Raw genomic sequence first — 12,764 nt, forward strand, 5'->3', positions numbered from 1 at the left:
AAAGGAGTATTTTATGGGAAGCAAAGACACAAAAGATTTAGAACACCGATGGGATTTAAGCGCGCTTTTTAAAGACCAAGATGCGCTAGACAAGCACCTAGCCACTTTGGATAAAAAGGTTGTCAGCTTTGAGAAAAAGTACGCGGGCCACTTTGCCAAGGTCGAGCCTGAGAAGTTTGAGGGCATTTTGGCCGAGTATGAGACCTTGAGCGAGGGCATCTCAAGGGCGATGAGTTATGTCTTTTTAATTTTCTGTGTAGACGCAAAAAGGAGCGATCTTTACGCCAAATACCAGTTGCTATGTGCGGATATGGGCAAGCATTTGCTCTTTGTGGAAAATGAGTTTTGCGCGCTAGAGAGCGAAAAACAAGAAGCATTGATCAGTGCCACACCCAAATACGCCTATTTCTTGCGCCTGCTCTTGCGCCAAAAACCCCATATGTTGAGCCTACCTGAAGAAAAGGTGCTTTTGGCCACTTGTGGCGTGGGCGTGGAGGCGTTTTCGAATTTGTTTGACCAGATCATCACTTCCTTGAAAATGCCTTTTCAAAACAAAATGCTGAGCGAAGAGGAGATTTTATCCGAGTTGCACAACCCCGATCGCAAATTACGCAAGCAGGCACAAAAACGGCTTACTAAGTCTTTAAAAAAGCAGGAGTTGGTGCTCACTTATGTCTTAAACATGGTGCGTAAAGACCTACACATCGATACCAAATTAAGGAATTACGAAAAGCCCGAAACCTTTCGGCATTTGGGCAACCAAATCTCACAGGCCAGCGTGGATAGCATGATCGAGATTGTAGAGGAGCACTACCCTTTGGTGCACCGCTACTACAAAAACAAGGCAAAAATCCTAGGGTATAAGCTCAAAGACCACGACCGCTACGCCCCCATTGAATCCAAAGAAGCCCCTCTAAGCTATAAAGAAGCCCTAGATTTGGTGTGTAAGGCGTATCGGGAGTTTTCACCCAAGTTCTATGAGATCGTGCAACAAGGCATTGAGGAGGGATGGGTGGATTCACACCCTAGGGCGGACAAACGAGGCGGGGCGTTTAGCGACAGCACGGTGCCAAGTGCACACCCCTTTGTGCTCTTAAACTTCACGGGTAACCGCCGCTCTGCCTTCACCATTGCCCACGAGTTTGGGCATATGATCCACCAAAGCCTAAGCCGTCAAGTGGGCTATTTAAACACCAACACCCCCCTAACCACGAGCGAAACCGCCTCTGTCTTTGGCGAAATGCTTTTGTTTGAGAACCTCAAAAAAGACCTAGACAAAAAGGAACTCAAGGGCATTTATGCGGGCAAGTTGGAAGACATTTTCTCTACGATGTTTAGGCAGGTGGTGATGACAAACTTTGAGAGGCGCATCCACCAATGTGGGGAGCATTTTGAGGAGCTCAAGACCAAGGACTTTGACAAAATTTGGCAAGAGGAAAATGAAAAGATGTTTGGCAAGAGTTTGAAGCTTAGCAAAAACTACGCCCGCTGGTGGAGCTACATCCCCCACTTCATCCACTCGCCCTTTTACTGCTACTCTTACAGCTATGGGCAGTTATTAGTCCTAGCACTCTTTGGGCTTTACCGCTCCAAAAAAACACAGAAAGAAAAACAAGAATTTGTCGACACCTACACCACATTTTTAAGCAAAGGAGGTAGCCAAAGCCCTGAAGAATTGGTTGGGATGTTTGGCTTTAACATCGCTGATAAAGAGTTTTGGAAAATTGGCATGGGCGAGGTGGAGAAAATGCTGAAAGAATTTGAGGACCTGCTTTAATGGATATTTTGCAAAGATACAAGGCGATGACAAACCAACATTGTTTGGATTGCCTGATCTTTTTGCACGAAACCCACACGCATTTTAGTGTCTTCTGCGCCCTAGAGCATGTGCACTTTGACCCACCCATCCCCGAGGAGCAAATCGCCGACTTTGGCTCTTTTGTGCTCTTTGTGCTGGCCGGCTACACCTTTGAGAGCTTGAAAATCGCTAGAGACCCCCTACACATCAGCTTTGAAGCGGGGCTAGGGGACAACTTTGAAACCACCGTGAGAATCGCGCTTGAAGGGGTCGTGCAAATCATCGTTAAGGACAGAAACGACTCCAATGTGGTACTCTTCAACCGCTGTGACCCGCACAGCATGTTTGTCGACAGCACGGCCGAAGCCCTGCAAAGCTCTAAGGACGCAATTTTATCCGACCCTAGAAATCAAGAAACCATCGCCACTTTACAAAGAGAACCTTAAATGAGCCTACTCACCTTAAAACTTCGTGTGTTTAAATTCAACCCTAAGATTGATTACAACCCCGCCTATGTGCTCTACAGCGTGGATTACAACCCCAAGGGGCGTTTAAGCGAGGTGCTTTCCAAGATTCCCAATCTTGTCTACGACTCCATGCACTTGGGGCTAAAGATCAACCAAATCGCCGTGTTTGAGGACTTAGAAATTTCTAATTTAATCGCGCATTTTGGTAAGGAGTGGGTGCTAGAGCCTTTAGCCATCCCCTATGCCAAACAGGATTTGCTCTTAAATGAAGAAGCCCTGCTAGAGCCTTATGCCAACTTCTTTAAAAGCGCGCCCTTTTTGACAGCAGAGGAGAGGGCAGAGCTGGCCAAATACACGAACATCAACACCCTAACACCTAAAGAGCATGCGGGCTACTTTGGGGATGGATTTTTCTTGTATGCCAAGTGGCTGATGGAGCGTTATCCACACCGAAGCCCTGAGATTTTAAGCAGTATTGCTGACAAGAGGCATGGTGTGATGTACTTTGTACCCTTAAAGTATCGCCTCTACCCTGAGAGCGAGGCACTAGACATAGAGATTTACAGCTTGCAGCAAATGCTCTTAAGTGGCTCTAAATGCCCGCTAGCTAGCAACCCGTGGGCGCATTTAGGCAACATTGCCTATAACTTCTCTAAGCCCGATACAAGCAAGCAAGCTCCCTACTTGCTCTACACAGCCTACCCGCAAAACTACAATGTTGTTCCCCTACTCACAAGCACGCGCCTCCTTTTACAAAAACTAAAGGTACGCTTCGTGGAGTTGCCCTGTGTCTTTGATGGTGGGCATTGGGGGCGTTTGGCGGATTTAGAAAAATTTTTAACCGCCAACGCCTATAACCTTGCCCTAGCGCATAAAGTCGGGGGGGTTTTGCTGTGCGCTGACGAGGACGCTTACACAAACGCCACCTACGCCAAAGCCTTGCTAGATAGCGAGCCTAGCCTATTAGAAGCAGTGAATAACAACCTTGCCGCCTATGAATTGAGCTATAGCCAGCAGGCACAAGTGGTCTTTTTAAACGACTTGTTGGCAAAAGAGATCTTGCAGCTTGAGCCCCTAACCCCCTTTAAGGGCTTTAGTGCGGTGTGGTTTAAAGAGAGCGCACAGGAACACCCCACTCTCTTAAAATGGCTAGACCTACACATACATAGCCCCCTTTTTAGCAAGGAGTCTTATGCCCACTTGCTAGATATTGACCGCAAAATGGCACTTAAAGAGTCAGCGCGTATCCGCTATGCGGGCATTGATTTAGGTGTGGATTTTATCATGGTTAATGCGCTCAGCCAGTTTCATATGTTTGACACGCTTGCCAAGCAAGGCTCAGATGCTTACCAGCGCGACCATGATCACACGAGCGTTTTGTTTTTGTCTCAAGTGGTGTTGCTCGCTCTAGGGGAAAGAAACGCCAAGGCACTAGGGTTAGATAGCCACAAAAACGCCTTTCACTTCTTATAAAGGATAAAGGATTTTGATGACAACAGGGCTAAAACTCCTCTTTGCGATGGTGCTGGGCATGGCGTGGTACCTTGTCAATGGCGAAACTTCTGGGGACATAGCCCTAATGATTTTCTTTTTTGTGGCGTTTTTGCTACTCATCAAGCCCATATCCTTCCAGCCCCCAGAAAAGAGGGAGGATTACATCGAACAACTTAAAAGGAGCTACGAGCGTAAAATGGATTTAAAAAAGAAAGAGAAGGAAGAGAAACAGCGCTTAAACCAAGCGGCCAATGAGCGGGATTTTAAAAAACGCGACAGTAACACGAGTTTGCTCTAATGTTGGAAGTGGTGTTGATTGTGGGAGTGGCGGTGGTGTTGATCTATTTGTACTACACCTTGCAGGAGTATTTAAAAAACCCGCTCAAAAACCCCCCAGAGCCTAAAAAGCAAGAGTTTAGCCCGCTAGAGCCCCACGCCCTGCCCACCCCCCAAGAAACACTCAAAAGCAGCGAAGCGGGCTTGTTTGCCGCCCTAATGGGGGTGTTTAGCAAACACATCCAAGAAACCCCCTTAAGCCAAGCCTTAAGCCAAGTGTTTTTACAGGATTTGAGCCAAGAGTTCCACAAGGATTTAGAGCCACTCACCCAGATTTACAAAGAGGCCGATCGAACTCTAGAAGATCTGTGCAATGCGCTCTCTAGTCTTGCGCACGGAGAGTATAAAAAGCGGGTGAAGTGGGTAGAGCTCTTGTTTGTGCTTGCCTACAGCGATGGGGCACTTGGGGACGCAGAGAAAGAAGCCCTACTAGACATCGGGGCGTATTTGGGGCTAGAGAACGCGGATTTTAACCAGCTTTACGAGGGCTTTGAGAACCTCAAATTTGAGCCCCTAGAGAATCTAGAGGTGGCGGATTTGGAGGGGTTCAAAACAAAGGTGCAAGACATGCACATCAACCTTTTTGACCCAAAAAAATGGAATAAAAGCTACTTGCCCCAAGCCATGCTAGAGTTGTGGCAACTTCTTAAAAATCCACAAAGTTAGAATTTAAAATTTTAGAATAGTTTTGCAAACAAAAAGAAAATATGCTAAGATGTCCCTTTATTTTTTATGAATGGAGCGATAGCGGTGAAAAAAACACTTTTCTTGTGTGCGCTGGCTTATAGCGGCGTGGAGGGCTTGGAGTTTGGCGAAATGGGCAACACCAGCTTTGGCATGGGTGGGGCGGGCGTGGCTCTTGAAAACTCCGCTTGGGGCACTTACTACAACCCCGCCCTACTAGACATGGACGAGAAAAGCAAAGCCAAGCTGGGTTATAGCTTTGGCATTGGAGTGAGAGAGAAAAACATGTTGCCCCTAGTCTCTAGTGCCTTGCAGGGCATGGGTTTGGCAGATGCCAACAGCACGCCGGCCAATGCCCACATCGACCAAAATCAAGGCAGGGCGATTAGCATAGACACCAACCAAGGTTCAAAAGCCCAAACGATCGTAAGCACTGGTAACGCCCTTAAAAGCTTTTTAAAGCTTAATGGCTTGCATGTAGACTCACAAAATGGCATTTTGGTGCAATTTAGCCCCAAAGTTAAAAAGATTAAGGACGGGATTGGGGCTTTTAGTATCGGCATTTTTGCCAGTGTGTTTGCCAGCGCAAGCGCGGTTACCAACCCGCACTACAACCAGCTCATCTTGCCCCTATCCATAAACTGGCAAAACATCTACGCCGGGGCGCAAGTAAACCCTAGGAGCACTGCCTTCCAGCAAAGTACGCAAAGTGCGTATTTAAACTCCTCTTTGCTCTCTCGATCCATGTGGCTTATGCGAAGGGTTTTGATCTTAAAAAGGCGGGGTGTCTTTCTGTGGGCGTAACTCTTCGGTTGGGTGGCGACCAGTGGTACGACCTTCATCCCCAAAGCCGAAAACTTGATTTCAACTTTTCCTCACAGCATGCAGAAGGTGCGTTAAAGCCACTTTGGGCTGGACTTAGGCGTGGCTTACCGCATTAAAGGCTTTATGGTGGGGCTTATAAGCAAATATTTAAACATCCTTATCCGCTACGCCCATCTGCCCAGCATGCGCATCATTTGCTTAAGACATGGATTTTAATTTGACTTCGAATAAAATGCCCATGCTAGACAAGCGTAGCCAAATGCAAGGGCGTAGGCGGGGGGCTGGAAGGCAACTTAAAGCCCCTTAACCACCTGCACGGTCGCCTTGGCGATTGCCAGTTCTTCATTGGTAGGCACCCTTAAAATAGGAAGTTTACGCGCTTGGCTTAAAAGCGCAATCCCCGGGCGGGGGTTGGCATTGGCTTCTTCATCTAGGAAAATCCCAAAGTTTTCAAGCCCACTGCACACAGCATGGCGCACCTTGGCACTGTTTTCACCCACGCCAGCGGTGAAAATGATCGCATCCAAGGCCCCCAGCACAAAGGCGTAAGCCCCGATGTATTTTCTAATGCGGTGCGTATAGATGTCAAAGGCAAGCTTGGCCTTCTCGTCTTTATTTGCCATGCGCTTTTCAATGGAGCGCATGTCGTTGTCCCCACAAAGCCCTCTAAGCCCGCTTTCGTGATTGAGCATGTGCACCACGCCGGCGGTGTCCTTATTAGTGAGCTGCCCGATATAGCCAAGCAAAGCCGGGTCCAAATCCCCCGAGCGTGTGCCCATCACCAACCCCTCTAAGGGGGTGAGCCCCATAGAAGTTTCTACACTCTTGCCATCTTTAATGGCGCACACACTCGCCCCATTTCCCAAGTGCAAAGAGATGGCATTGAAGTTTCTATAAGGGATGTGTAAAAAACGAGCGGCCTCTTGGGCAACAAAGTTGTGTGAAGTACCATGAAAGCCATAGCGACGCAGTTTGTGCTGTTGGTAGAGCTCATAGGGCAGAGCATACATGAAGGCGTGGGGGGGGATGCTCTGGTGGTAGGCGGTGTCAAACACGGCCACTTGGGGCAGATTGGGTACTTGTTTTTGCATCGCCTTGATCCCAGCTAGGTGGGCGGGGTTATGCAAGGGAGCTAGGGGGCAAAGGTCTTCTAAATGCCCGATGACCTCTGGCGTGATGAGGGTGGGCTTAATGAACAAATCCCCCCCCTGCACGACCCGATGCCCCACGCCATCGATGTAGTCTAGACTTTTTAAAACCCCCATCGCTTGCAATTTTTCTTGCATTTTTAACAGCCCGTGGGCATGGTCGGTGATGTGTAGGCTCTCGCTTTGAAAGGCCTTGGCACTGGTGCTGATGCTGATCCTACCCTCTTTCTCGCCTATTTGCTCCACAAGTCCTTTAGCCAGCACCATACGCTTGTCCATGTTGAAGAGCTGGAACTTGATAGATGAACTGCCTAAATTTAAAACGAGGATACGCATTTACAGCTCCTGTGCCTGGATGGCGGTGATGATGATCGTGTTGATCACATCTTCAACCAAACAGCCACGGCTTAAGTCATTGACCGGTTTTTTAAGCCCTTGCAGTACGGGACCGATCGCCAAAGTATTCGCGCAACGTTGTACAGCCTTGTAGGCAATGTTGCCCGCATCCAAATCGGGAAAAATAAAGACATTGGCGTGCCCAGCCACGAGGCTGCCTGGCATTTTGCGTTTGCCGGTGAGCGCATCCACACTCGCATCAAATTGCATTGGGCCATCTAGAGCGGTCGTGTTGTCCAGCTCCCTAGCCACTTGCACAGCCTTAGCGACTTTATCCACATCCGGGCCCTTGCCTGAAGTGCCTGTGGAGTAGGAGAGCATGGCCACTTTGGGCTCAAAACCAAAGGCCTTGGCCGTTTTGACAGAGGCCAGCGCGATTTGGGCAAGTTCTTCGCTGCTTGGATTGGGGTTGATCGCGCAGTCGCCAAAGACATAGACCTTTGTATCAAGACACATGAAAAACACGCTAGACACTAAAGTATTGCCCGGGGAGAGTTTGATGATTTGTAGGGCGGGGCGCACGGTATCGGCGGTGGTGTGGGTCGCCCCTGAGACCATCCCATCAGCTTGCCCACTGTAGACCAACATAGTGCCAAAATAAGTCGGGGTTTTGACGAGTTTTTGGGCTTCTTCTAGGCTTAAACCCTTGTTTTTGCGCAGTTCGTATAAAGTGTTAGCAAACCCATCTAAATAGGGGGAAGTCTCTGGGTCTAACACTAAGGTGTCTTTTAAATCCAATCCCAAATCCTTGGTGTCCTTGTGGACTTTGTTTTTGTCGCCCAGCAAAACAAGCTTAGCTGCCTGTAATTGCAAGATCGCATGCGCCGCTTTTAAAATCCGTGCATCGCCACTTTCGGGCAACACAATGGTTTTTAAACTGCTCTTGGCCCGCTCTAGGATTTGGTGCTGGAAGGCTAACGGGCTTAGGCTAGCTGGCCTTACGCCCTCAAGGGCTTCAAAGGCTTGCTCGGCTTGCTTGGAGGGGGTGTTTAAATCCAGGGCATGCCCTATTGTTTCTTTGGTGAGAAATAGGGGGGTTATACCCAAATGCTCCCAAGAGCGGGTAGCGATTTTGGCCTCTTTGGGGTCTTTTAAAGCTTGCACCACGGCTAAATTTAAATGCCGTGCCAAGTCTTCATTAGCATGGGTGTAAAGCCCTTGCAAGGCGTTTAAACCCCTCACTAAAACATATCCGTGTGCAGTGTTTAAAGCGGTGTAGAAGTTTAGAAGCTGGGTAAAAAATGCCTCTTTATTCTCTGCCAACAGCTCCAGGTACGAGTCACCTAGTTTTTCTTGAGGGTCAAAAACACAAACACTCTTGCCATGGTGTTTTAGCAAGTTTTGTAAAAACTCTAATGTTGGGTTTTCTAGGTCCTTGGGGGCGGCGACTAAAATTCCTTTTGCCATGTTTCTCCTTTGCAAAAGAGACATTATAACCCACACATGTTAATGAGCCCTATTGTGAGGGGTTTGCTCCCTAAGAAGGGTTACAAGCTGTAATGCCAACTCTTTAGGCGCGCCTTTGGCATCTAAGCTTAAAGTCGCCATCTTTTTATAGAGCGGGGCGCGTTGTTCATAAAGGGCGCGCAGGCTCTTTTTATCTTTAAAGAGCGGGCGGGGGTTGGGATCGTTTAAGAGTCTAGCGTGCAAGCTTTCAAAGTCTAAATTGAGATAAACGATGGTGCCCTTTAGGGGGGTGTGCAGGGGCAGTCCACCTCCTGTGGCGATCACCAAGGGGCTAGCCACTTGCTCTAATTGCTTGACAAGCCCCCTTTCTAAATCCCTAAAATACATTTCCCCCTTTTCTTGAAAAATACGCTCAATGCTCAAATTCTCCTGGGCAGCGATCTGTAAATCTGTGTCTAAGAGTTTATAACTAAGCACCCTGGCAAGCTTGGCCCCTAAAGTGCTTTTGCCACAGCCCATAAACCCAATGAGCCAAATTTTATTTAAAGAGAGTGGGTCCAGCATACACGCCCTCAAGTGCCATTTCAATCTCTAGCAGGCGGTTGTATTTGGCCGTGCGCTCGCCCCTTATGGGCGCGCCGGTTTTGATCTGCCCCGTGTTGAGTGCCACGCTAAAATCAGCGATGAAACTATCCTCGCTCTCCCCGCTTCTGTGGCTCATCACACAGGCATAGCCCGATTTTTGCGCCAAGCGCATGGTTTGCATGGTTTGGCTTAGACTGCCGATTTGATTAGGCTTGATTAAAACCGCATTGGCTAGCCCCTTTTCTATGCCCTCTCTTAACAACAATTCGTTGGTTACAAATAAATCATCGCCCACTAACTGCACCTTAGTGCCTAGCTTTTTGGTAAGCTCAGCCCATCCATTGTAATCCTCTTCGCCCAGCGCATCCTCAATGGACACAATGGGGTATTTGTCTATCAGTGTAGTGTAATACTCAATAAGCTCACTAGATTCAAGCTCTTTATTCTCGCCTGCGAGCACATAATGTCCGGCTATGTTGATAAGTTCGCTGCTGGCGATGTCTAGGGCTAGGGCGATCTGCTCGCCGGGTTTGTAGCCTGCCTTTTCAATGGCTTTTAAAATCCATTCCAAAGGCTCGGCATTGTCCTTAAAATCCGGGGCAAACCCACCCTCATCGCCTACACTTGTGGGCTGCTTGGCATCGGCAAGCATGGCTTTTAGGATGTGATACACCTCCACGCTTGCCCTTAGCGCCTCTTTAAAACTCTCAAAACCTAGGGGCATCACCATATACTCTTGGAAGTCTAGGCGGTTGTTGGCATGCGCCCCGCCGTTGATGATGTTGAGCATGGGGGCGGGCAAAATATGGGCGTTGAGCCCGCCTAGGTAGGTGTAAAGGGGCAGATTTAAAGAGCGTGCCGCCACTCGAGCCAAAGCCATAGACACGCCAAGCACGGCATTTGCCCCTAATTGGCTGTAGTTATGGGTGTTGTCTAAACTTTGTAATAGGTGGTCTATTTTGGCTTGGTTGTAGGGGTCTTGCCCAATTAAAGCCTCTTGTATTGCCCCATTGACAAAGCCACATGCCTTTAAAACCCCCTTGCCTAAAAAACGCCCTGGATCTTTATCGCGCAGCTCTAGGGCTTCTCTTTTGCCCGTGCTTGCCCCGCTGGGCACGATCGCGTGTCCTAAAAAGCCCCCGCTAAGCGCAATTTGCGCCTTGAGCGTGGGGTTGCCCCGACTATCCAGCACCTCATACGCCTTCACCGATTCGATTTTCATGTTTTTCCTTGTTTTCGATTCATTCTTTTATTTCCAATCCAAAAAGAGACATGTTAGCAAAATATAAGGTTTTTCAATAAAATGGGCTTGCTGTGGGCTTTCACACCACAGAGATGATAAAAATCTTTTAGAGCAAGGCTTAAAGGTACGCCTAGAAAGATCACCCACTCTGTGCTTAGGGTGGCAGAGACTTGGGATTTTGTCGTCTTACTTTGATTTTTTCTTCACACTCCCATCGAGCGTGATTTTATAGTGACTCTTTGTGGGTATTTTAAACGCGCGTAAGCTGTGTTCGCCCAAAATATCGGTACCACTCGCTTTGGCCAAATCCCACAGTTCGTGGCAGCGGCAGGCAAGATGGCTGGCTTAGTGTTTGTACTCAATTATGCGCGTCTAAGAGCTTTTTATAACGCTCCATATTTTCCAAGTCCAAGCGTTCAATGATCTTTTTTGCACTGCGCGGATACATTAAAGGCACAGGGAGTGCTTTATGGTGCCGGCACTTGAGAGCGACAAATTCTAAAAGTTTAATGCGTTTGACTAAGCGATCCACAAACGCCATCGCCTGCTCGACTAGAATTGGGTAGTTGTTTAAATCCTTCTTGTTTATATGGGGTAAACCAACATTGGATGCATGGTGCATCGCTATCTCTTCGAGTGCACACACACTTCTGCCTACCTAGATCCATCCCCTGTTGCAAGTAAGCGATGCACCGATCGATTTTATCCTTCTTTAACATCCATCCCATCAACCCAATCAAAATTAAAATGCGCTATAGAGCAAAACGCATTAGCGCAGTCCAAATCACTAGCTTGTTCAAAAGCTGTATGACCGCTTGGTATCCTTTCCTCTCTGCTTTTTATTGGGCACTCTGCTTCCTCTTGAAAGACATACGCCAGCACCTCCTCACACAGGGTATAAGCCTTCCCATTGCCTTTTTCAGCCTACGCCCCTAAGAGAGGGATCGCCTGCTTACAATATTCCGTCGCTTTTTTTGCCCTCTTTACGCATTTCGCCCAAGCACTTATAATCACACAGGTATAATTTCTACAGCAGCCTTATGATAACTGTTCTCGAGTGTGAGGGTTTTGTCTTTAAACACTTTGCAATGCTCTAAATGGCGTAATGGTCATAAATACTGAGGAGTTAAAATGAATCGATCAACTCTTGTCCACTGATGGCCTTTCCACCTTCGTGTTCTAACATCCAAATTCCACAATAATTTGCTTTTGCAATCCTGGCTAGTTCCACCAAAGCCTCCACAGAGCCTAACTCTACGGCTTTTGAAAGACAACGGATCGCCACATTGTGATCTAGGTGAAGTACAACCCCCTCTATGGCCATTTTGTCTAGCTCTAGCCACGCTTTTGCACTGTAGGTCTTTGGCTTTCATGTAGTCTTTAAAGACTTGCAGAGTGTTTGTCCCGTATTTCATAGGGGTTTGACCTCGGGGGCGTTTGCGTTTTTGGCGATTTTGGTGGCTTGTGGGGAAGGGTGTATAGCACCCGCCTCTTGACTTGCCTTTTCATCTTGTTTATTTGGACATTCGGTTTGCAATAAATGGGTGTGCTTCTCTTCAAGAGTGTTTAGCAAGCCTTCTAAATCCTCCAAGGATTGAGACAATCTGTGGATATTTTGACTGCTTGTACGCCCTCAGGGACGCGCTCTAAGGCGTTTAGATGGATGTTTTCTCTCACTTTCACTCTTTTAAAATGCACGAGAGCTTTTTTTAGCTCTGTATCGTTTTCTTCACTTTGGCCATAGACATTCTCTAGGGTGATGTTAAAATTGCCGACATGTCTAAGAGCTTGTAAAAATTGCTCTTCATGGTTTTAACTCCTCTTTAATCGTGCTAAATCCCCTACCTTAAATCCTCAAGCACCAATAAAGCGTTTGTGGGTGCGCTTGGTGGCCTTTAGATCTTGACTAAGACCATTGTATACTTGTTGCATTTTGATCCTTTGTATTGAGATAGCATGGAAGTGCAGCAGAAAAAGGAGAAAAAAGACGAGGACAAGAACCCTAGATATGCCACAAGCTTTAGGGATTTTTGTGTATAGATGGAGACTTAATTCTGTAATAAAGTGCCGAGTGCAACGACTTTTTTATTGATTTGTTAAATTTAGACAATTAGTTTACCCCAAAAAAACCTCCTAGCTTTAGCTAGGCGGATTAAGGCGCATGCTCTCAAATATCACTGATGTTGTGTATAATATCCTCATGTTAATCGCCTACAAGCAGAAGCTTTTGCAGCACAAGCAAAATAAGCACATCAGCAAACTTCTACGACTCTATGGCATTTGCTATAACCATTGTATCGCTTTGCATAAGCGGTATTATAGGCTTTTAAAAAGCATTTAAAGCTTTATACCTTGTAAAAGCATATCACCAAACTAAAACG

Annotated in this window: 12 protein-coding genes and 1 pseudogene; 7 read left to right on the forward strand and 6 right to left on the reverse strand. The window is 47.3% G+C overall.

What is annotated here, in order from left to right:
* Positions 1-13: 13 nt before the first annotated feature.
* The 6 genes from AOG36_RS01445 to AOG36_RS08910 all read left to right on the forward strand — a co-directional run bounded on the left by AOG36_RS01445 (position 14) and on the right by AOG36_RS08910 (position 5,583).
* The gene (locus AOG36_RS01445) at positions 14-1,777 is read left to right on the forward strand and encodes a M3 family oligoendopeptidase (protein WP_015105984.1); all 1,764 of its coding nucleotides are present in this window, start codon (positions 14-16) and stop codon (positions 1,775-1,777) included.
* Entirely contained in the window at positions 1,777-2,244 is a 468-nt protein-coding gene (locus AOG36_RS01450) for a hypothetical protein (protein ID WP_015105985.1), read from the forward strand. Before AOG36_RS01445 ends, AOG36_RS01450 begins: the two co-directional genes overlap by 1 nt.
* Entirely contained in the window at positions 2,245-3,738 is a 1,494-nt protein-coding gene (locus AOG36_RS01455) for a DUF5644 domain-containing protein (protein ID WP_015105986.1), read from the forward strand.
* A gap of 16 nt (positions 3,739-3,754) precedes the next feature.
* On the forward strand, positions 3,755-4,057 hold the full coding sequence (locus AOG36_RS01460) for a hypothetical protein (protein WP_015105987.1): 303 nt from the start codon (positions 3,755-3,757) through the stop codon (positions 4,055-4,057).
* The gene (locus tag AOG36_RS01465) at positions 4,057-4,761 is read left to right on the forward strand and encodes a TerB family tellurite resistance protein (RefSeq protein ID WP_015105988.1); all 705 of its coding nucleotides are present in this window, start codon (positions 4,057-4,059) and stop codon (positions 4,759-4,761) included. The genes AOG36_RS01460 and AOG36_RS01465 overlap by 1 nt, the downstream gene beginning before the upstream one ends.
* Positions 4,762-4,845: 84 nt before the next feature.
* Positions 4,846-5,583, forward strand: coding sequence for a hypothetical protein (locus AOG36_RS08910; RefSeq protein WP_015105989.1), 738 nt, complete (start codon positions 4,846-4,848; stop codon positions 5,581-5,583).
* Between the two features lie 314 nt (positions 5,584-5,897).
* Here the strand turns inward: AOG36_RS08910 and AOG36_RS01475 are convergent, their stop codons facing one another.
* The 6 genes from AOG36_RS01475 to AOG36_RS01510 form a co-directional block, all read right to left on the reverse strand.
* A complete protein-coding gene (locus AOG36_RS01475; protein WP_015105991.1) occupies positions 5,898-7,088 on the reverse strand; it encodes an acetate kinase in 1,191 nt (396 codons plus the stop codon).
* Positions 7,089-8,555 (reverse strand): phosphate acetyltransferase, encoded by a 1,467-nt coding sequence (gene pta, locus AOG36_RS01480; protein WP_015105992.1) that lies wholly within the window; start codon positions 8,553-8,555, stop codon positions 7,089-7,091.
* A 39-nt stretch (positions 8,556-8,594) separates the two neighbouring features.
* A complete protein-coding gene (locus tag AOG36_RS01485; RefSeq protein WP_015105993.1) occupies positions 8,595-9,119 on the reverse strand; it encodes a shikimate kinase in 525 nt (174 codons plus the stop codon).
* Positions 9,094-10,362, reverse strand: coding sequence for a phosphopyruvate hydratase (eno, locus tag AOG36_RS01490; protein WP_053825384.1), 1,269 nt, complete (start codon positions 10,360-10,362; stop codon positions 9,094-9,096). Before eno ends, AOG36_RS01485 begins: the two co-directional genes overlap by 26 nt.
* A gap of 379 nt (positions 10,363-10,741) precedes the next feature.
* Positions 10,742-11,005 carry a restriction endonuclease subunit S domain-containing protein gene (locus tag AOG36_RS01495; protein WP_053825385.1) on the reverse strand — a complete coding sequence of 88 codons (264 nt, stop codon included), beginning with the start codon at positions 11,003-11,005 and terminating at the stop codon, positions 10,742-10,744.
* 789 nt (positions 11,006-11,794) lie between these two features.
* Complete coding sequence (locus AOG36_RS01510; protein WP_015106000.1) at positions 11,795-11,956, reverse strand: hypothetical protein; 162 nt, start codon at positions 11,954-11,956, stop codon at positions 11,795-11,797.
* Between the two features lie 627 nt (positions 11,957-12,583).
* On the opposite strand from AOG36_RS01510, the pseudogene AOG36_RS09295 reads away from it, so the two are divergent.
* A pseudogene (locus AOG36_RS09295) lies at positions 12,584-12,738 on the forward strand (transposase); the annotation flags it as partial.
* Positions 12,739-12,764 lie beyond the last annotated feature (26 nt).

The sequence above is a fragment of the Helicobacter heilmannii genome (genome assembly GCF_001283065.1).
Lineage (GTDB): Bacteria > Campylobacterota > Campylobacteria > Campylobacterales > Helicobacteraceae > Helicobacter > Helicobacter heilmannii.

Bases quoted from the DNA above. Each gene is read 5' to 3' on its own strand.
- AOG36_RS01445 (WP_015105984.1), top strand. From the start codon at position 14: ATGGGAAGCAAAGACACAAAAGATTTAGAACACCGATGGGATTTAAGC.
- AOG36_RS01450 (WP_015105985.1), top strand. From the start codon at position 1,777: ATGGATATTTTGCAAAGATACAAGGCGATGACAAACCAACATTGTTTG.
- AOG36_RS01455 (WP_015105986.1), top strand. From the start codon at position 2,245: ATGAGCCTACTCACCTTAAAACTTCGTGTGTTTAAATTCAACCCTAAG.
- AOG36_RS01460 (WP_015105987.1), top strand. From the start codon at position 3,755: ATGACAACAGGGCTAAAACTCCTCTTTGCGATGGTGCTGGGCATGGCG.
- AOG36_RS01465 (WP_015105988.1), top strand. From the start codon at position 4,057: ATGTTGGAAGTGGTGTTGATTGTGGGAGTGGCGGTGGTGTTGATCTAT.
- AOG36_RS01475 (WP_015105991.1), bottom strand. From the start codon at position 7,088: ATGCGTATCCTCGTTTTAAATTTAGGCAGTTCATCTATCAAGTTCCAG.
- pta (WP_015105992.1), bottom strand. From the start codon at position 8,555: ATGGCAAAAGGAATTTTAGTCGCCGCCCCCAAGGACCTAGAAAACCCA.
- AOG36_RS01485 (WP_015105993.1), bottom strand. From the start codon at position 9,119: ATGCTGGACCCACTCTCTTTAAATAAAATTTGGCTCATTGGGTTTATG.
- eno (WP_053825384.1), bottom strand. From the start codon at position 10,362: ATGAAAATCGAATCGGTGAAGGCGTATGAGGTGCTGGATAGTCGGGGC.
- AOG36_RS01495 (WP_053825385.1), bottom strand. From the start codon at position 11,005: ATGCACCATGCATCCAATGTTGGTTTACCCCATATAAACAAGAAGGAT.